Raw genomic sequence first — 19,836 nt, 5'->3', positions numbered from 1 at the left:
TTCTCCTCCTTGTGACGCGGCTGCCGGTTCCTCTGGCAAAGCAGCCTGACGTCTTTTTCCCTACCGGTTGCCGTCCCGGTGAACGATGTTGCTGATCAGAATGGTGAGGATGAGCACCACGCCGATGAGCACGATGGTTCCGTCGCCCTTGATGCCGGCCAGCGACAGGCCGTTCTTCAACGCCTGGATCAGGATCAGGCCGAGCAGCGTGCCGATGACCGTGCCGCGTCCGCCGAAGATCGAGGTGCCGCCGAGAACGACGGCGGTGATGGCGTCGAGCTCGAGGCCGGTGCCCATGTCGGACCGGGTGGTCGATACCCGCGAGACCAGAATGACACCGGCAACAGCCGCCGCAAAGCCCGAAGCCGTGTAGACGGCGAGTTTGGCGCGGTCGACCGGCAGGCCCGAGAAGCGGGCAGCCACCTCGTTGCTGCCGATCGCATACACCGTGCGGCCCCAGCGGGTGTAGCCGAGCACGACACCGGCGACGATGGCGGTGATGATGAGAAGCCAGAGCTGCGTCGGCACGCCGAGCATGTTGCCCTGGCCGAGCACGTAGAACGACTCGGGATAGCCGCGCACGGAACGCGCCTGGCTGATGCCCTCGGCAAGGCCGCGATAGAGCGCCAGCGTTGCCAGCGTCGCGATCAGCGGCGGCACCTTGAAGCGGGTGATGATGACGCCGTTCATGAAGCCGCCGAAGGTGCCGCAGGCAATGGCCGCGAAGGCGGCGAGCGGCAGCGGCAGGCCGAGCGACTTCCAGAACACGCCCGTCAGGATCGCCGTCAGCCCGACGATGGAGCCGACCGACAGATCAATGCCGCCGGTGACGATGACGAAGGTCATGATCACGGCAACCAGCCCGACTTCCGTCATCAGGCGTCCCTGGTTGAGGAGGTTGTCGACCGTGAAGAACTTGTCGGACTGATAGGCGAGGATGGCCAGGACGATGACGGTCAGCAGCGCGAGGATCGTTTCGTGGCGCAGGATACGCTTGATCATAACTGGTTCCTCACGCCCGGCCCTGACGGTTGCGGCGGATCATGTCGGCCATCACCGTGACGAGGATGAGGACACCGATGACGGCGCGCAGCCAGTAGGCCGACACGTTGGTGAAGATGAGCGCCGACCCGATGGCGGCAAAGAGGATGGCGGCAAGCGTGGAGCCGATGACCGTGCCGGTGCCGCCGAGGATCGACACGCCGCCGATGACGGCCGCGGTGATGACGGTGAGTTCGAGGTTCGGCGGCACGGTGGACTGGATGACCTGCAACTGCGTGGCGAACAGCATGGTGGCGAGGCCCGCAAAGGCACCGTGGATGACGAAGACCATGACGGTGCGCCGCTCGATCGGGATGCCCGAGGCGCGCGCCGCTTCCGGATTGCCGCCGATGGCGTACAGCGAGCGGCCGAACTCGGAATAGCGCATCCAGAAGGCCGCGAGCAGCGTCAGCGCCACCATGAAATAGATGGGTGCGGGCACGCCGAGCGGCTTGGCCTGGGCGATCAGGAACTCCGGCGGCAGGCCGGAAATCCAGGCGCCGCCGGTGACCGTGATCAGGCCGCCGCGCAGGATGGAGAGCATGCCGAGCGTGACGACGATCGACGGAATGCGGGCATAGGCCACCATGACGCCGATGACCGCATTGACGGCCATGCCGACGAAGACGGGAACGATGAGCGCCACCCAGACCGGATAGCCGGATACCGCAAGCGTGCCGGAAATGGTGGCGAGCACGCCGATCAGCGCGCCGACGGAGACGTCGATATGGCCGGTGATGATGATCATCGCCATGCCGATCGCTGCGACGGCGATATAGGCGTTGCCGGAGAAGATCGTGTTGAGGTTCTCCGGGCTGATAAAGCGCGGATTGATAGCCGTGACGATCACGAAGAGCGCGATCATGGCGAAGAAGATGACGATTTCCTGCCCGTAGGCAGCGGCGAAGCGGGCGATGACGCCGCGTTCGGACGGCGCTCGGCCGGATGCGGAGGTCGGATGATTGGCGTTTGCCATCAGGCGGCATCCTTGCTTTTCTTGGCGACCGTCATGGCGGCGCCGACGCTTTCGGCGTTGGCGTCGGCCCGGTCGATGATGGAAACGAGATGGCCATTGTTCATGACGAGCACGCGGTCGCTCATGCCGAGGACCTCCGGCAGTTCGCTCGAGATCATGATGATGGCGACGCCGGTGCGGGCCAGCTCGCCCATGATGGCGTGAATTTCGGATTTTGCGCCGACATCGACGCCGCGCGTGGGCTCGTCGAGGATGAGGATGCGCGGGGCCGTTTCCAGCCACTTGGCGATGACGACCTTCTGCTGGTTGCCGCCCGAGAGCTGGCCGACGGGCTGCTCGATGCCGGCGCGGGCCCGGATGCCGAAGCGCTTGACGGCGTTGACGGCGCGGGCCGCCTCTTCGGCGAAGCGGATGAAGATGCCGCGCGACAGGCGGTCGATGGAGGCCATCGAGACGTTCTGGCGGATGGTCATGGATTTCACGAGGCCCTGAAGGCCGCGATCTTCCGGCACGTAGGCAATGCCGAGGTCACGCGCCTCGCGCGGCGAGCGGATCGTCACCTCCTTGCCGGCAATGCGGATGCGGCCCGACTCGGCCGGCGTGATGCCGAAGAGGGTGAGCGCCGTTTCCGTGCGGCCGGAGCCCACGAGGCCGGCAATGCCGAGGATCTCGCCCTTGCGCACCGAGAAGCTCAGGCCCTTCACCAGCTTGCCGGAGACGAGGTTTTCGACCTCCAGCAGCGTTTCGCCGATGATGGGCTCGGGCTTGGGGAAGAGCTGGTCGATGGAACGGCCGACCATCATGGCAACGAGGGTCGCTTCCGTGACCTCGCCGATGTCGCGGGTGCCGATCAGCTCGCCATCGCGCAGCACGGTGACGCGGTCGGCCAGAGCGAAGATCTCGGGCATGCGGTGGCTGACATAGATGATGCCGACACCGCGCTGGCGCAGGGCCCGCACCACTTCCATGAGGCGCTGCACATCGGCTTCGGCGAGCGAGGCCGTCGGCTCGTCCATGATGAGGACGCGGGCATCGCGGCTGAGGGCTTTCGCGATTTCGACGCGCTGGCGCTGGGCGACGGAGAGGCTCGCGACCTTGCGGTCGATGTCGAGCTCCGGACTGTCGAGGCTGTCGAGCAAGGCCCGCGCGCGACGGCGGGCTTCCGGCCAATCGATGCCGCCCCAGGCGGTCTTCGGATAATTGCCGAGAAAGATGTTTTCAGCGATCGTCATTTCCGGGAAGAGCAGCAGCTCCTGATAGACGGTCGCGATGCCGCGCCTGGAGGCGTCGCGGGTGGACGACAGCGTCACCGTCTCGCCGCCGATGCGGATCGTGCCGCCATCGGGCACATACAGGCCGGAGATGATCTTGATGAGTGTGGACTTGCCAGCGCCATTCTCGCCGAGCAGCGCATGCACCTCGCCCGGGCGGACATCGAAGTCCACGGCTTTCAGCACCGTAATGCCGCCAAAGGTTTTCGTTGCGCCCGTCAGGCTGACGAACGGTTGAACAGTCTCGGGCACCGGTGACTCCTCCCAGCGCTATTTCCGGTCGCGCCCGGCTTCCTCTGCCGTCACGACCCTCCCTGATCAAATATAAGCATGAACGATCAACGAGCGTCAATATCCGCCGAAAATTAATCCTTCTTGCGGAAATCACGCAAATGTTGCATCAAATACGGCCAGGGAGAGAGGAACTTTGATCATGCGGGTAGAAGGCGCGGAGCCTGAGCGCCACAGGCTTATCCAGGAGGCGCTGAAGGAGCGCCCCTTTGCAACGGTGCGGGACCTGCTCGATGTGGTCGGGGCATCCCCGGCCACGATCCGCCGCGACATTGCAAAATTGCACCAGGCGGGCGTCATTCGCAAGGTGTTTGGCGGCATTGCGCTGCCGGAGGGCGCCCATGTGCAGCGCATGCACGCCCGCCCCTTCATGGAAAACCGCGTGGTGAACGTGGAGGCCAAGACCGCGATTGCGGTGGAGGCCGCGAAGCTCTGCCACGACGGCGACTCCCTCATCATCAATGGCGGCACGACCTCCTTCATCTTCGCGCAGATGCTGGCGCGGCGCAGCGTGAAGATTTTCACCAACTCCATGCCGCTGGCCGCCTGGCTGTGGGAGAACGGTATCTGCCACGTCACGATTGCCGGCGGCGAACTGCACCGCGAGCCGGGCGTCGTCTTTTCCTCGTCCATGCAGCAACCGGACGTTTTCGCTTCGAAATTCTTCCTCGGCGCGCAGGCGTTGGGGCTCGAAGGCATGCTGGAGTCCCACCCGCTGATGGTGCCGATCATCACCGGGCTCGCCAAGCGCGCCGACGAGATCATCGTGCTCGCCGACAGTTCCAAATTCGAGATGCGGGCGCGCTATCCCGTGCTGCCGCTGACGCGGATCAGCACGGTGATCACCGATGATCGCATTTCGGAAACCCATCACGACATGCTCACCAATGAAGGCGTCGAGGTTATCGTCGCCGCCGTCAGCCCGCAGGAGCCCGCATGAGCCCGCTGACCCTGACGCCCCAGGCCGCCGCACGGCAGGGCAAGACGCTGGCCGTCTTCGATTTCGGAAAGACAAACAGCAAGATGCTGGTCTACGGCCAGGATGGCACCGTGCTGGCCACCGCCCGCAGCGCGCCGCGCTGGGTGATGGATGGTGCAACGCGCATCCTCGATGAAGAGGCACTGCATAGCTGGGTGCGGGACAGCCTGGCGGCCGCGGCGACCGAGCTCGACTGTGATCGCGTCATGATCAGCGCCCACGCCTGCACCTTCGCACTGATTGCCGATGATCAACTGCTGCTGCCAATCCTCGATTATGAGTATGCGGCACCGGGTGAGATCGAACAGCGCTTCCGCGCCCTTCAGCCGCCCTTTACGGAAACCGGCTCGCCGGACCTGCCGGCCGGGCTGAATTACGGCCTGCACATCTACTGGCGCGCCGAGCACTGGCCGGAGGCTTTTGCGAAGGCGCAGGCGATCCTTCCCTATCCGCAATTCTGGAACTGGCGCCTTGCCGGCACCGTTCAGGCCGAGATCAGCTATGTCGGCTGCCACTCGCATCTGTGGTCGCCCCAGCGTGACGACTATTCGAGCCTCGTCGATCACCTCGGCTGGCGCGAGAAGATGCCGCCCCTGAAGCGGGCGGGCGCGGTGGTGGGCACGCTCGCGTTGACGCTGCCGGATGGCGGCGAGCGGGTGCTGCAGGTGCACAACGGCGTGCATGACAGCAATGCCTCGCTCTATTTCTACCGCTCCTTCGGCTACACCTCCTTCAGCCTGATCTCGACCGGCACCTGGGTGATCGCCTTCAACACGGATGCGACGCTCGACCAGATGGACGGCGCGCGCGACATGCTCGCCAACGTCTCCGTCGATCGCCAGCCGGTGGTCACGGCCCGCTTTATGGGGGGGCGTGAGTTCGACCTGATCAGCGGCAATGCCCGCGTGAAGATCGGTCTCGGCGAGATCGAAGCGGCGATCGCTGCCGGTCAGATGGCGCTGCCGAGCTTTGCACCGGGCGGCCCCTATCCGGAGAGTGTCGGCCGCCTCGTCGGCCCGGAACCGGCGAGCGAGGCCGAACGCGCCGCCGTCGGCTCGCTCTACCTCGCCTGCATGACGGCAACGGTGCTCGACATGCTGGGCTCCGACAACACCGTCATCATCGATGGCGGACTGGCGCTGAACCCGGTCTATGCGACGCTGATCGCGTCTTTAAGGCCGAACCAGACCGTGCTCGTCAATGCCGATGCCGAAGGCACCGCCGCGGGGGCAGCGAGCCTCGCCTTCGAAACGTTTGGTGTTTCACCATTCAAAGATCCCTGCACGCGGGTAGAGCCGCAGGTCATTCCGGGTCTCGACGCCTATGCCGCCGCCTGGCGCGAGGCGGCGAAGGCGGGGCGATAGGGGCGTCCGCAAGCGGGGCGGCCGGGGCAATGCCCCCTCACCCTGCCCTCTCCCCCAGGGGAGAGGGGGTTGCCACGAATGGCTGCCTCAATTGACCAAGACAATGCCTGCGCGCTGACCTTCTTCTGGTTGAAACGGCTGCCGCACATCCCTTCTCGCCTCGAGAAGAAGGTGCCCGAAAGGGCGGATGAGGGGCCGCCAAGGACCAACGTACATCCAACTGATCCCTCCCCATCAAAACGTCGGTGGCGTGTTGATCCAGAGCAGCACGGTTTCGCCGTCGTGGCGGTTGGTCCAGGCGTGGTGGCGCCGGCTTTCGAAGTAGAGGCTGTCGCCGGGCTGCAGGTCGTGGAACTCCTGGCTGTCGAGGATGATTTCGACGCGGCCGGTGAGGACGTGGATGAACTCCTCGCCCTCGTGGCGATAGGCGCCTTCGCTCGAGGCGCCGGGGGCGAGCACGAAGCGGTGGCAATCCATCTGGTTGCGGCCTTCGGCAAGGATCTGCACGGTCAGGCCCGGCGTTGTCTGCGGCCATGTGCGCCATTCGCCGGATTTGACCACCGAGCCGTCCCTGAGGCCATCATCGCCGGAAAGGCTTGAGACTGTCGTGTCGAAGAAGGCGGCGATGGCGTGCAGCACGGCGAAGGAAACGCCCTGCGAGGTGCGCTCCAGCGTCGAGAGAACCGAGGCGGTGACGCCGATGTCTCCGGCCATCTGCTCCAGCGTCAGGCCGCGCGCATGGCGCAGTGCCCGGAGCTTGCGGCCGATCGTGTTGGTCTCGCCGCCGGGCGCCGGGGTGGCGGCCTCGCCCTCATCTTCCGTCAGCAATGCCTCGCGAATGGCGGCGGGGTTCAGGCCGCGCTCGGCGCGATACCAGGCAATGCGGCGCAGGCGCGCGATGTCGGAGGCGAGATATTGCCGATGGCCGCTTGGCGAGCGGACGGGCACGACGAGCTGCTGGCTTTCCCACAGGCGCAGCGTGGAGGCGGAAACGCCGGCAAGCCGGGCAGCTTCCGCGACCTTGTAACGAACCTCGCTCTCATCGGACATGGGTGGACTGACCTCTTCGACGGGGCGCATGGACCGCATCCCCTTCACCCCTCGCTACCACAGACGGCGTGATCGATCCGTCACGATTTTTCATTTGAATTCCACCCGCCACCGGATTATCAAAATAAAAGCTTGCAGAAAAAATGCAAATTATTCTCTCGCCCCGTTTTCCTCGACCGTTTCCCGGAGCCCCAGATGAGCACGCTGACCGAACGCAAGAATGCCGCCATTTCCCGTGGCGTGGGCATGACGACGCAGATCTATGCCGATCGCGCTGAAAATGCCGAAATCTGGGACAAGGAAGGAAACCGTTATATCGATTTCGCCGCCGGCATCGCCGTAGTCAACACCGGCCACCGCCATCCGCGCGTCATCGAGGCGGTCAAGGCGCAGCTCGACCGCTTCACCCACACCTGCCACCAGGTCGTGCCTTACGAAAACTATGTCGAGCTCGCCGAGCGGCTGAACACGATCGTGCCCGGCGACTTCGCGAAAAAAACCATCTTCGTCACCACCGGTGCCGAAGCGGTGGAAAACGCCGTGAAGATCGCCCGCGCCGCCACCGGCCGGCAGGCCGTCATCGCCTTTACCGGCGGTTTCCACGGACGCACCTTCATGGGCATGGCGCTGACCGGAAAGGTCGTGCCCTACAAGGTTGGTTTCGGTGCCATGCCGGCTGACGTGTTCCATGCGCCCTTCCCCATCGAACTGCACGGCACCAGTGTAGAGCAGTCTCTGACCACGTTGAAAAAACTCTTTGCCGCCGATGTCGATCCCAAGCGCGTTGCCGCCATCATCGTCGAGCCGGTGCAGGGCGAAGGCGGCTTCTATCCAGTGCCGGCCCCGCTGATGAAGGCGCTGCGCCAGATTTGCGACGAGCACGGCATGCTCTTGATTGCCGACGAGGTGCAGACCGGCTTTGCCCGTACCGGCAAGCTGTTTGCCATGGAGCATTACGGCATTGCGGCCGACCTCGTGACCATGGCCAAGGGCCTTGGCGGCGGGTTCCCGATCGCCGCCGTCACGGGCCGTGCGGAAATCATGGATGCGCCCGGCCCCGGCGGCCTCGGCGGCACCTATGCCGGCAACCCGCTCGGCGTTGCCGCAGCCCACGCCGTGCTTGACGTGATCGCCGACGAAAACCTCTGCGACCGCGCCGAGCAGCTCGGCGGCCGGCTCAAGCAGCGCCTGGCCGCGATCCGCGAACAGGCGCCGGAGATCGTCGACATCCGCGGCCCGGGCTTCATGAATGCGGTCGAGTTCAACGACGTCACGACCAGCCTGCCGAGCGCCGATTTTGCCAACCGCGTGCGCCTCGAGGCGCTGAACCGCGGCCTGATCCTCTTGACCTGCGGCGTGCATGGCAATGTCATCCGCTTCCTGGCGCCGATCACCATTCAGGACAATGTCTTCGCCGAAGCGCTCGACATTCTCGAAGCCTCGATCCTCGCAGCCCGCACGGCCGCCTGATCCAAAGAGCGGCAACCCGGCCTCAAGGCGGCCGGGTCGCCGTATCGCATTTTTCGTTGCGGGGCCGCGGGCGGACAGGCAGAGGACATCACCCCTTCCGTGATTGCCCAGCCCCGATGTCAGGACCCGCCATGCAGCTTCACCCCGCGCTTCTTCGCCATCTGACAGACCCGGCCGCGATCTTTCCGGCACCGCGGGACAGTGCCGCGACCTTTGCCGTCGTGAACCCCTCGACCGGCGAGCACCTTGCCGATGTCGCCGATCTCAGTGCAAAGGATGCGACGGAGGCCGTGGCGCGGGCGGAAGAGGCGCGCGAAGCCTGGGGCCGGCGTCCCGCCAAGGACCGCTCCGCCGTGATGCGGGCCTGGCACGACCTGATTCTTGCCCATATCGACGATCTCTCGGCCGTGCTCACGGCCGAAATGGGCAAGCCGCTGGCCGAAAGCCGCTCCGAGCTGCAGCATGCTGCAGCCTATGTCGAGTGGTATGCGGAAGAGGCCAAGCGCATCTACGGCGAGACCTTTCCGGCGCCGTCGGACGACAGGCGGATGATCGTCATCAAGCAGCCGGTCGGCGTCGTCGGCACCATCACGCCCTGGAACTTCCCGGCCTCGATGATCGCCCGCAAGGTGGCGCCGGCGCTGTCCGTCGGCTGCGCCGTGGTGCTCAAGCCCGCCGAACAGACGCCGCTGATCGGGCTCGCGCTCCACCACCTCGCCATGCGGGCCGGCATTCCGGGCGAGATCTTCTCGATCCTGACGGCCGCAGACGGCGCGGAGATCGGGCTGGTCTTCTGCACCGATCCGCGGGTGCGCAAGGTCAGCTTCACCGGCTCGACCGAAGTCGGCCGCATCCTGATGCGGCAGGGCGCCGACCAGATCAAGAAGCTCAGCCTCGAGCTCGGCGGCAACGCGCCCTTCATCGTCTTCGACGACGCCGATATCGATGCCGCCGTCGATGGCGCGATCCAGGCGAAGTTCCGCAATGCCGGCCAGACCTGCGTGTCGGCCAATCGCCTCTATGTGCACGCCGCCGTTCATGATGCCTTCGCGGAGAAATTCGCGGCCGCCGTCTCGAAACTGACCGTCGGCGACGGTTTCGATGCGAAGAGCACGGTCGGGCCGCTGATCGATGCCCGGGCGCTGGGCAAGATCGAGACGCATATCGCCGACGCCTGCGCCAAGGGGGCCACCGTGCGCTGCGGCGGCCAGCGGCTCGGCACATCCGGCACCTTCTTCCCGCCGACCGTTCTGACGGGGGTGACGCAGGACATGCAGATCGCCCGCGACGAAACCTTCGGCCCCGTGGCGCCGATCGTCGCCTTCACCGATGCAAAAGCCGTGATCCGCGAGGCGAACGACACGATCTATGGCCTTGCCGCCTATTTCTATGCGAGCGATCTGAGCCGCGTCTGGCGCGTCGCCGAAGCGCTGGAATACGGCATGGTCGGCATCAACACCGGCCGCATGTCGTCGGAAGCCGCCCCCTTCGGCGGCCTCAAGCAATCCGGCATCGGCCGCGAGGGCTCCCGCCACGGCGCGGAGGATTATCTGGAGATGAAGTATCTCTGCATGGGGAACATTTGAGGGGCTGACTAGAGGGCTATGCCATCGCTCGTTTGGAGTGCGGGCAAGCGCTTGCTCATGTGCGAAAGGCCTCGCTTCCGGGCAGGGCCTTCACTCCGGTCTCCGTCATCCTCGGCCACCGAGCCGAGGATCCACGCCAAGAGTGCGGCGGATGCCGCATGGATGCTCGGGTCAAGCCCGAGCATGACGGGAAACTCTGACGAGTCTTCACGCGCAAACACCATGGCCCGCCCCCTTGAATTCCCCGCCGGATTTCGCCACCTGAGGCGCACTTCCATCACCCACCTGTAAGCCAAGGAGGTTTTCCGCCGATGACTGCTGCCGCCAAGGGTTCCGTCGAGAACCATGTGTTCGAGGCCGATGTCGCGAAGCTTCTGCACCTGATGGTGCACTCGGTCTATTCCGACAAGGACGTGTTCCTGCGCGAATTGATCTCGAATGCCGCCGATGCCTGCGAGAAGCTGCGCTACGAGGCGATCGAGAACCCTGCCCTTCTCGGGTCCGATCCGCAGGCGAAGATCACGCTGACGCTGGACGAAGAGGGCAAGCGGCTGATCGTCGAGGATAACGGCATCGGCATGGGCCGCGAGGATCTCGTGGAGGCCCTCGGCACCATCGCGCGGTCCGGCACGAAGGCCTTCATGGAACGCATCGAGGCGGCCCAGAAGGAGAAGGAAAGCGGCGCGGCCGGCGCGCAGCTGATCGGCCAGTTCGGCGTCGGCTTCTATTCCGCCTTCATGGTGGCCGAGCGCATCGATGTGGCGACGCGCCGTGCCGGTTCGGACGAGGCCTTCCTGTGGTCGTCGGACGGCAAGGGCAGCTATACGGTGGCGGCCATCGACCCCTCCGAAGCCCCGGTGCGGGGCACCCGCATCACGCTCCATCTTCTGGACGATGCCAAGCAGTACACGTCGAAATGGACGGTCGAGAAGATCGTCAAGGACCAGTCCGGCCACGTGCCGGTGCCGATCAGCATCATCGACAAGCCCGGCGAGGAAGCCCGCCAGATCGCCGACGGGTCGGCGCTGTGGACGAAGTCGAAGAGCGAGATCAGCAGGCAAGAGTACGCCGAATTCTACCGCGGCGTCGCCGGCCAGTATGACGATCCGGCGCTCACCGTGCATTTCCGCGCCGAGGGGCGGCATGAATATACCGCGCTCGCCTTCGTGCCGGGCTCGCGACCCTTCGATCTCTTCGACCAGGATCGCAAGGGGCGCATGAAGCTTTATGTGAAGCGCGTCTTCATCACCGACGATGCCGATCTCATGCCGCGCTACCTGCGTTTCGTACGCGGCCTTGTCGATACCGCCGACCTGCCGCTCAATGTCTCGCGCGAGATGATCCAGGAAAGCCCGATCCTCGGCGCAATCCGCAAGGGCGTGACGAACCGCGTGCTGAAGGACATCGAGAAGCTGGCCGAGAACGAGCCGGAGACTTTCGCGACGGTCTGGGACACCTTCGGCACGGTGCTGAAGGAAGGCATTTACGAGGACTTCGAGCGGCGCCAGCAGCTGCTCGCTCTTTCCCGCTTCAAGACGACGACCTCCGGCGAGGGCGTGCGCTCGCTGGCCGACTATGTCAAGGACATGAAGGACGGGCAGCAGGCGATCTACTACATCACCGGCGACAATGCCGCGCAGATCCTTGCCTCCCCGCAGCTTGAAGGTTTCCGCGCCAAGGGGATCGAGGTGCTGCTGCTAACCGATCCCGTCGACAGTTTCTGGGTGACGGCGGTGCCGGATTTCGATGGCAAGGCCTTCAAGTCGGTGACGCAGGGCGGCGCCGATCTCGCGGCGATCGGCGCGGCGGACGAGGCCGAAACGAAGCCGGCCGATGCCTCGCCGGCGGTCACGGATTTCGTGACCTTTGCCAAGGGCGTGCTCTCGGATGCCGTCTCGGATGTCAGGGTTTCGGATCGCCTGCGCGAAAGCGCGGTCTGCCTGGTGGCGCCGGAACACGGGCCGGACCGGCACCTGGAAAAGATCCTGCAGGGCGCGGGACGCCTGTCGGAGGCGGCAAAGCCGGTGCTGGAAGTCAATCCGGGCCATGATCTCGTTAAGGCGCTGGCCGCGCGGCCGGACGATCAGGGCCTCAAGACGGATGCGGCACACCTGCTGCTCGACCAGGCCCGCATTCTCGACGGCGACAAGCCGGCCGATCCCAAGGCCTTCGCCGAGCGCCTGTCGCGGCTGTTCGATCGGGCGCTGAAGGCCTGATCGCCGTCCACGGTATCTTTGGAAAGGGCCCGGGCGACTGCGTCTCCCGGGCCCCTTTCGTCTGGTTCAGGCTGCGCGCATGGTGCGGGATACAGGCACCGGAGTGGCCGGCACGGCACCCTCCTCGCGCTGGACACGGCGTCGGTTGAGCTTGAAATTGCCGACGAGATCGGCGAGCGCGTCGGAGCCGTCAGCGAGGCTCTGGCTGATCGCGACCGTGCGGCGCACCATGTCGGCATTCTGGCGGGTGACCTCGTCGAGATCGCGGATCGACTGGCGGATATGGCTGATCCCCGCCGTCTGTTCGGACGCCGCCGTGGCGATGCCGTCGATGTTCTGGTCGATGGTTTCCACGAAGGCGGTGATTTCCTCAAGCGACCGGCCGGTGGCGTCGACGAGACGGACCCCTTCCACCACTTCGCGGCCGGCATTGCCGATCAGCGCCCGGATGTCGTTGGCGGCACTGGCGGAGCGTTGGGCGAGCGCCCTGACTTCCTGGGCTACCACGGCAAAGCCCTTGCCGGCGTCACCGGCGCGGGCGGCTTCCACCCCGGCATTCAGCGCCAGGAGATTGGTCTGGAAGGCGATCTCGTTGATGACGCCGATGATGGTGCCGATCTCGTCCGACGCTTTCTGGATGCGGTTCATGGCCTCGACCGTCTCGCGCAGCACGCTGCCCGACTGGTTGGCGGAGCTGCGCGCTTCCTGCACGAGGCGGCGCGTCTCGGACGCATTGCGGGCGGCGAGCTCAACGGTGGCGGCCACCTCGTGCAGGGCGCTGGAGGTGTTTTCGAGCGCGTCGGCCTGCTGGGTAGTGCGCTCGGAGAGGTCATCGGCGGCCGCGTGGATGTCCTGGCTATCGGCGGTCAGGCCGCGGGTCTGATCCAGAACCCTTTCGAGCGTGGCCTGGAAGGCGCCGATCGAGCTGTTGAAGTTCTTGCGCAGACTTTCGAGCTCGCCGACGAACGGCTTGTCGAGGGTAATGCGGACATTGCACTGCGCGAGCCTTTCAAGCCCCGCGCCGATCTCCTCGACCGCCTCGACACGGGCCGTAACATCGGTCGCGAATTTCACCACCTTGGTCACATGGCCGTCCTCGTCGAGGATCGGGTTGTAGGAGGCCTGGATGAAGACGCGCCGGCCGTTTTTGGCGATCCGCATGAACTGGTCGGAGGCGAAGGTGCCGCGGCCGAGATCCCGCCAGAAGGTGCGATAGGCATCGCTTGCCGCATAGGACGGTTCGCAGAACAGGGCATGGTGCTTGCCGACGATTTCCGGCAGCGTGTAGCCGAGCGTCGACAGGAAATTCTCGTTGGCCGTCAGGATATGGCCGTCCGGGGTGAACTCGATGACGGCGAGCGCGCGCGACAGGGCCTCGATCTTGCCGGCCTCTTCCATCGACTTGCGATGCTGGGCGGTGATGTCGGTGGCGAACTTCACGACCTTCCAGGGTTTGCCGCGGCGGAAAATCGGATTGTAGGTCGCCTCGATCCACACCTGTCGGCCATCCTTGCCGATGCGGCGGTACTTGCCCTGGCTGAAGTGCCCGGCGGCAAGCCCGGCCCAGAAGGCGCGGTAGGCACCCGATTGCGCTTCGTCCGTCGAAACGAACAGGCTGTGATGCCGGCCGACGATCTCGTTCGCGCTATAGCCGATCGTCTTGCAGAAGTTTTCATTGGCCGAGAGGATGGTGCCGGAAAGATCGAATTCGATGACAGCCTGGGAACGGTGGATGGCATTGAGCATGGCCAAACGCTCGCGGGCGCCGAGCAAATGTCTGAAGGACATGTCGGGGAAACTCCTGTAAGCGCGATCGTTCCCGGCTTGAAACTGCCGGGCGCCGTGTCGCTGAACACTTACCCCCCTACTACGTTCCCTCTTTCGAAAGAGTGAATGAACACCTTAAATGCCAACGAATTGAGAGACTTGCATGTGCCTGCCCTCAATCCACCATCGGTTGCGGCCATGCGTGGATGTCATGACACTGTGAGGGTTTTTCGTTTGGCGCTTTCCCGACGGGCTGCGATAACCCTCCGCAGATGTCAGGGGCGCTGCCCTGTTCCGCGACCGAGGAGAAGACCATGGCCGGCAAGAACGAATTCGTCTGGGAAGACCCCTTCCTTCTCGAGGACCAGCTGACGGACGACGAGCGCATGATCCGCGATACGGCGCGGGCCTATGCGCAGGATAAGCTGCAGCCGCGCGTCATCGAGGCCTATCGCGAGGAGAAGACCGAGCCCGGCATCTTCCGCGAAATGGGCGAGGTCGGTCTGCTCGGCGTCACCGTTCCCGACACCTATGGCGGCGTCGGCGCCTCTTATGTTGCCTACGGCCTGATTGCCCGCGAGGTCGAGCGCGTCGACAGCGGCTACCGCTCCATGATGAGCGTGCAGTCTTCCCTCGTCATCTACCCGATCCATGCCTATGGCTCGGAAGAGCAGCGGCAGAAGTACCTGCCGAAGCTGATCTCGGGCGAGTATATCGGCTGCTTCGGCCTCACCGAGCCGGACGCCGGCTCCGACCCCGGCGGCATGAAGACCCGCGCCATCAAGACCGAGGGCGGCTATCGGCTCGTCGGCTCGAAGATGTGGATCTCGAATGCGCCGATCGCCGATGTCTTCGTGGTCTGGGCGAAGTCGGAAGCCCATGGCGGCGCCATCCGCGGCTTCATCCTGGAGAAGGGCATGAAGGGCCTCTCGGCACCGAAGATCGGCGGCAAGCTGTCGCTGCGCGCGTCCGTGACCGGCGAGATCGTCATGGACAATGTGGAAGTCGGCGAAGAGCAGCTGCTGCCCAACGTCGAAGGCCTCAAGGGTCCTTTCGGCTGCCTCAACCGGGCCCGCTACGGCATTTCCTGGGGCGTGCTGGGCGCGGCCGAATTCTGCTGGCATGCGGCCCGCCAGTACGGCCTCGACCGCAAGCAGTTCGGCAAGCCGCTCGCCCAGACGCAGCTCTTCCAGAAGAAGCTGTCGGACATGCTGACGGAGATCGCGCTCGGCCTGCAGGGCTCCTTGCGCGTGGGCCGCCTGATGGACGAGCACCGCATGGCGCCGGAGATGATCTCCATCGTCAAGCGCAACAATTGCGGCAAGGCGCTCGACATCGCCCGCATGGCCCGCGACATGCACGGCGGCAACGGCATTTCCGAGGAATACCAGGTGATGCGCCACATGGTGAACCTCGAGACGGTGAACACCTATGAGGGGACGCACGACGTGCATGCGCTGATCCTCGGCCGGGCGCAGACGGGGTTGCAGGCGTTTTTCTGAGGGTGTGACGGACGCGGCGGCGTCGGAGAGCGTAGGGCGAGCCTCTGCCGCGACGGCCATTGCCTTACGCCTTGATCCTTTCCACCTCGACCCCCTCCTCCGTCATCCTCGGGCTTGACCCGAGGATGACGGAGGAGAGGGGAGCGGGCACACAACCCCAATCCGGACAGCCTAGCCCACGGAGACCCAGAGATGAGCGACACCCATCCCCTTGCCGGCCTGAAGGTGCTGGAGCTGGCGCGTATTCTGGCCGGACCCTGGATCGGGCAGACGCTCGCCGATCTCGGGGCTGACGTCATCAAGGTCGAGAGCCCGCAAGGCGACGACACGCGCAGCTGGGGACCGCCCTTCGTGGAGGGCGAGGACGGGGAGCGGCTGGATGCGGCCTATTTCCATGCCTGCAATCGCGGCAAGAAATCCGTCGTTCTCGATTTCACCACCAAGGAAGGGCAGGAGGCGGTGCGGCGGCTGGCGGCGCAGTCCGACGTTCTCGTCGAGAATTTCAAGGTCGGCGGGCTCGACAAATACGGGCTCGATTACGAGAGCCTGAAGGCCGTCAATCCGCGGCTCGTCTATTGCTCGGTCACCGGCTTCGGGCAGGACGGCCCCTATGCGCACCGGGCCGGCTACGACTACATCGTGCAGGGCATGAGCGGCATCATGGACCTGACGGGGGAGCCCGAGCGTGAGCCGCAGAAGATCGGCGTCGCCTTTGCCGACATCTTCACCGGGCTTTACGGCGTCATCGCCATCCAGGCGGCGCTCGCCCAGCGGGAACGCACCGGCCGCGGTCAGCGCATCGACATTGCGCTGCTCGACTGCATGACCGGGGTTCTCGCCAACCAGGCGCTGAACTTCCTCGTTTCCGGCAAGGCGCCGAAGCGGCTCGGCAATGCCCATCCCAACATCGCCCCCTATCAGGTCTTCCCGGTCGCCGACGGGCACCTCATCGTCGCGGTCGGCAATGACCGGCAGTTCGTGCGCTTTGCGACCCTTCTCGGACGCGAGGATCTTGCCGGCGATCCGCGCTTTGCCACCAATGCGCTGCGCGTTGCCAACCGCGACGCGCTGACCGAGGCGCTTTCGGCCGAGACGCAGCGTTTTGCCCGCGACACGCTGCTTTCCATGCTCGAAGCCGAAGGCGTGCCGGGCGGTCCGATCAACACCGTCGCCGACGTCTTCGACGATCCGCAGATCGCCCATCGCGGCATGCGCGTCGATCTTCCCCACGCGGGTGCGAAGGGCGGCACCGCGCCGGGCGTGCGCACGCCGATCGTCTTTTCCGATGCCAGCCTTGCGCTCACCACGGGCGCACCGCGGCTCGGCCAGCACACGGATGAGGTCCTCGCCGGACTTGATCTTCCGCAAGCATCTGAGAGACAGTTCATAAATCCGAAGAAATAGGGATGCACCATTAAGTCGTCCTTGAAGTCCGCTCTGCAACAAAGGCATTCACATGCCGGAGGATCGGACCGTGGACGACTTCATTCGCAGCAGCGCAGGCAGGCAGGTGATCCTCCTTGGATGCGCCGCCGCTCTCGCATCGATGATCGCCTATATGCTGCGTTTCGAGCTCGATGCGCAGTTGCGGGCCAATGACGGGCCCGGCGTGACGGTGTTTCTCGCCGTCGTCAACATCGTCGGCCTTGCCAGCTTCATCTATGCCGGGCTGAGGGTGCGCGACTTCAGGAACGAGGCCCTGCGCCGCCGGCAGGCGGCCGAGCGCGCCAATCACATCGCCACCCATGACCATCTGACGCGCCTGCCGAACCGCTATGCGCTCGAACGCTTCGACGTGACCGGCATGGCTGGGCCGAACGCCGAAATGACGATCGGCAAGGTCACCGTCTTTGCCATTGACCTCGACGGTTTCAAGAAGGTCAACGACCTCGCCGGACATCGTGGCGGCGACCTGCTGCTCGTGGAAATCGCGCGGCGGCTGTCGGCCTTCACCCAGCGCGGCTGCATCTTCCGCCTCGGCGGCGACGAGTTTCTGGCCGTCGCCAGCGGGCTGCCCCCCGAGAAGGAAGAGAAGTTTGCTTCCATGCTCATTCATGCGCTGACGCGGCCCGTGCAGGCCGGGGACATGATGGTGCAGGTCGGCGCGAGCGTCGGCTATGCCCGCTGGCCCGAACATGCCACGGCCTTTGCCGAAGTCTGCCACCTCGCCGATGTCGCGCTCTACGAAGCCAAGAAGCACGGACCGAACCGCACGATGCTGTTCGAACGCGGCATGCTGGAACGGGTGAGCGCGAGGGCACGACTGGAGAACCGCCTGCGCCGCGCCGTCGAGGACGACAGGATCACCTGCCACTACCAGCCGCTGATCGACCTGAAGACCGGCGACATCTGCGGCTTCGAGGCGCTCGCCCGCTGGCAGGACGAGAGCGGCACGATGATCTCGCCGCAGCTCTTCATTTCGCTGGCCGAGGAGATCGGCCTGATCACTCCGCTGTTCGAACAGCTGCTCGCCAAGGCATGCCGGGAGGCCGCAGGCTGGCCGGACACCATTCGCCTGTCCTTCAACCTCTCGCCGCTGCAGCTCGAGGACCGGATGCTGGTCGAGCGGATCGGAAAGATCCTGCAGGTCACCGGCCTCGATCCCGCCCGGCTGGAGATGGAGATCACTGAAAACGCGCTGATGACGGAGCCGGAACTGGCGGAAACGCTGATCCGGGGCTTCCGGCTGCTCGGCATCCAGGTCTCCCTCGACGATTTCGGCACCGGCTATTCGAGCCTTGCGCAGCTCGCCCGGTTCCAGTTCGACAAGATCAAGCTCGACAAGAGCCTCGTGCCGAAGAACCTTGCCGAAGGGCGCGAGGCGAAGATCGTCAAGGCCATGCTCGGCCTCGGCAAGAGCCTCAACGTCGCCATGACCATCGAGGGACTGGAGGAACACAGCCAGCTCGCCTATTTCCTCGCCGAAGGATGCGACATCGGCCAGGGCTACCTCTTCGGCCGCCCGATGCCCGCCGAGGCCGCGCTGGCCTACATCGCGGAGCGGCAGCACACGCGGGACGTGGCTTGAGAAAAGGAAGGTCGGCCACTTGGCCCCTCACCCGCGCTGATCGATCCATCAGCATTGGTGGCTGGTCGCCGTCAGCGCTTTGTGGCACATGCGGGGCTCTTGCGTCAGGATCCCCTCAATGCCCGCCTTGATCTTCTCGGCCGCCCGCAGCGGCGCCTTCGTGATGCTGCTTGCCACGCTGATGTTCTCGCTGAACGACACGATGGGCAAGTGGCTGGTGGCGAGCTATTCGGTCGGGCAGGTCGTGCTGATCCGCAGCGCGGCGGCACTGATCCTTCTTGCGCCGTTCCTGATGAAAACCGGCTGGCGGCCGCTGTTTGCGCTGGAGCGGCCGGGTCTGCAGGTGGCGCGCGTCGCCGCCTCGACGGCGGAGATCTTTCTGTTTTACGCGGCGCTGCAATTCCTGCCGCTCGCCGATGTCATGACCTATCTCCTGGCCGCGCCGATCTATGTCGCCGCCGTCTCGCCGCTGGTGCTGGGGGAGACGGTCGGCTGGCGGCGCTGGAGCGCGATCGTCGTCGGCTTCATCGGCGTCGTGATCGCGCTCGACCCGTCGGGCCAGGCGCTCGGCCTGCCGGCGCTGATCTGCCTCATCGGCTCCATGTGCTTTGCCTTCATGATGGTGACGGCCCGCTCGCTGCGCGGCACGCCCGATACGGTGCTGGTGTTCTGGCAGATCGTGGGGGCGGCGCTCGTCGGCATCGTCTGGGCGCCCTTCGACTGGGCGCCGGTGCAAAGCGCGGGCGATCTCGTCCTGCTCGGCCTGCTCGGCATCGTCGCCATGCTCGCCCATGTGCTCGTCAACCGCGCCATGAAGCTGGCCGATGCCGCGACGGTGGCGCCGCTGCAATATGCGCTGCTCTTCTGGGCCGTGCTCTTCGGCTATCTTTTCTTCGGCGACGTGCCGCGCACCTCGATCGTCATCGGCGCGGTCCTCATCATGGGATCGGGGACCTACATCGTGCTGCGCGAACAGAAACTGAAGCGCCGGGCGGCGCGGGCCCATCCTTCCGGTCATCCTCGGGCTTGACCCGAGGATCCATCTTTCAGGCATTGCCGGGTGGTACTGGATCCTCGGGTCAAGCCCGAGGATGACGGTGGAGGGGGAGAATGACGGCGGAGAGAGGGGAGCACGGTGGCGCAGAGGGCGGGTGACGGTGGAGAGAGCAAGCCCGAGGGCTGCCCTGCCGCCCTGTGCAACGCCGAGGTGGTGGTCCTTCGGCTGGAGAATCTCTGTTTTCAAATAGCCGGACGCATCCCGCGCGGCTGGCCGCCGGGTTTTGTCGATGTCGGTC

General features: G+C 65.2%; 14 protein-coding genes. 9 read left to right on the top strand and 5 right to left on the bottom strand.

Going from position 1 to position 19,836, the window contains the following annotated elements; all coding sequences use genetic code 11:
• Nucleotides 1–60 precede the first annotated feature (60 nt).
• The 3 genes from F3H41_RS18035 to F3H41_RS18025 are packed head-to-tail and all read right to left on the bottom strand — an operon-like array spanning nt 61 to nt 3,540.
• Nucleotides 61–1,002 (bottom strand): ABC transporter permease, encoded by a 942-nt coding sequence (locus F3H41_RS18035; RefSeq protein WP_149740069.1) that lies wholly within the window; start codon nt 1,000–1,002, stop codon nt 61–63.
• Between the two features lie 10 nt (nt 1,003–1,012).
• The gene (locus F3H41_RS18030) at nt 1,013–2,017 is read right to left on the bottom strand and encodes an ABC transporter permease (RefSeq protein WP_149740068.1); all 1,005 of its coding nucleotides are present in this window, start codon (nt 2,015–2,017) and stop codon (nt 1,013–1,015) included.
• Nucleotides 2,017–3,540, bottom strand: coding sequence for a sugar ABC transporter ATP-binding protein (locus tag F3H41_RS18025; protein ID WP_149740067.1), 1,524 nt, complete (start codon nt 3,538–3,540; stop codon nt 2,017–2,019). Before F3H41_RS18025 ends, F3H41_RS18030 begins: the two co-directional genes overlap by 1 nt.
• A gap of 181 nt (nt 3,541–3,721) precedes the next feature.
• On the opposite strand from F3H41_RS18025, the gene F3H41_RS18020 reads away from it, so the two are divergent.
• Together F3H41_RS18020 and F3H41_RS18015 are read left to right on the top strand one after the other, a co-directional pair.
• Nucleotides 3,722–4,519, top strand: a complete 798-nt coding sequence (locus tag F3H41_RS18020) for a DeoR/GlpR family DNA-binding transcription regulator (RefSeq protein WP_149740066.1) — start codon at nt 3,722–3,724, stop codon at nt 4,517–4,519.
• A complete protein-coding gene (locus F3H41_RS18015) occupies nt 4,516–5,922 on the top strand; it encodes a carbohydrate kinase (RefSeq protein WP_244616265.1) in 1,407 nt (468 codons plus the stop codon). The genes F3H41_RS18020 and F3H41_RS18015 overlap by 4 nt, the downstream gene beginning before the upstream one ends.
• Nucleotides 5,923–6,156: 234 nt before the next feature.
• Here F3H41_RS18015 and F3H41_RS18010 read toward each other — a convergent pair whose 3' ends face one another.
• Entirely contained in the window at nt 6,157–6,972 is an 816-nt protein-coding gene (locus tag F3H41_RS18010) for a cupin domain-containing protein (protein WP_149740118.1), read from the bottom strand.
• Nucleotides 6,973–7,167: 195 nt separating this feature from the next.
• On the opposite strand from F3H41_RS18010, the gene F3H41_RS18005 reads away from it, so the two are divergent.
• From F3H41_RS18005 to htpG, 3 genes are all read left to right on the top strand, one after another.
• Nucleotides 7,168–8,442 carry a 4-aminobutyrate--2-oxoglutarate transaminase gene (locus tag F3H41_RS18005; protein WP_149740065.1) on the top strand — a complete coding sequence of 425 codons (1,275 nt, stop codon included), beginning with the start codon at nt 7,168–7,170 and terminating at the stop codon, nt 8,440–8,442.
• A gap of 131 nt (nt 8,443–8,573) precedes the next feature.
• Nucleotides 8,574–10,028, top strand: coding sequence for an NAD-dependent succinate-semialdehyde dehydrogenase (locus tag F3H41_RS18000; protein ID WP_149740064.1), 1,455 nt, complete (start codon nt 8,574–8,576; stop codon nt 10,026–10,028).
• 311 nt (nt 10,029–10,339) lie between these two features.
• On the top strand, nt 10,340–12,244 hold the full coding sequence (gene htpG / locus F3H41_RS17995; RefSeq protein ID WP_149740063.1) for a molecular chaperone HtpG: 1,905 nt from the start codon (nt 10,340–10,342) through the stop codon (nt 12,242–12,244).
• A 66-nt stretch (nt 12,245–12,310) separates the two neighbouring features.
• On the opposite strand, the gene F3H41_RS17990 is transcribed toward htpG, so the two are convergent.
• Entirely contained in the window at nt 12,311–14,032 is a 1,722-nt protein-coding gene (locus F3H41_RS17990) for a methyl-accepting chemotaxis protein (RefSeq protein WP_149740062.1), read from the bottom strand.
• Between the two features lie 293 nt (nt 14,033–14,325).
• Between F3H41_RS17990 and F3H41_RS17985 the strand changes: the two genes are divergently transcribed.
• The 4 genes from F3H41_RS17985 to F3H41_RS17970 all read left to right on the top strand — a co-directional run bounded on the left by F3H41_RS17985 (nt 14,326) and on the right by F3H41_RS17970 (nt 19,571).
• Nucleotides 14,326–15,513 (top strand): acyl-CoA dehydrogenase, encoded by a 1,188-nt coding sequence (locus F3H41_RS17985; protein ID WP_149740061.1) that lies wholly within the window; start codon nt 14,326–14,328, stop codon nt 15,511–15,513.
• 192 nt (nt 15,514–15,705) lie between these two features.
• A complete protein-coding gene (locus F3H41_RS17980) occupies nt 15,706–16,917 on the top strand; it encodes a CaiB/BaiF CoA-transferase family protein (protein ID WP_149740060.1) in 1,212 nt (403 codons plus the stop codon).
• 70 nt (nt 16,918–16,987) lie between these two features.
• A complete protein-coding gene (locus F3H41_RS17975) occupies nt 16,988–18,541 on the top strand; it encodes an EAL domain-containing protein (protein ID WP_244616264.1) in 1,554 nt (517 codons plus the stop codon).
• 118 nt (nt 18,542–18,659) lie between these two features.
• Nucleotides 18,660–19,571, top strand: a complete 912-nt coding sequence (locus tag F3H41_RS17970; protein WP_149740059.1) for a DMT family transporter — start codon at nt 18,660–18,662, stop codon at nt 19,569–19,571.
• Nucleotides 19,572–19,836 lie beyond the last annotated feature (265 nt).

Source organism: Rhizobium sp. RU20A (genome assembly GCF_900155885.1).
In the GTDB taxonomy this organism is placed as follows: Bacteria; Pseudomonadota; Alphaproteobacteria; order Rhizobiales; family Rhizobiaceae; genus RU20A.
Note: the sequence above shows the minus strand (reverse complement) of the source record. Positions and strands in the feature narration are given on the sequence as shown.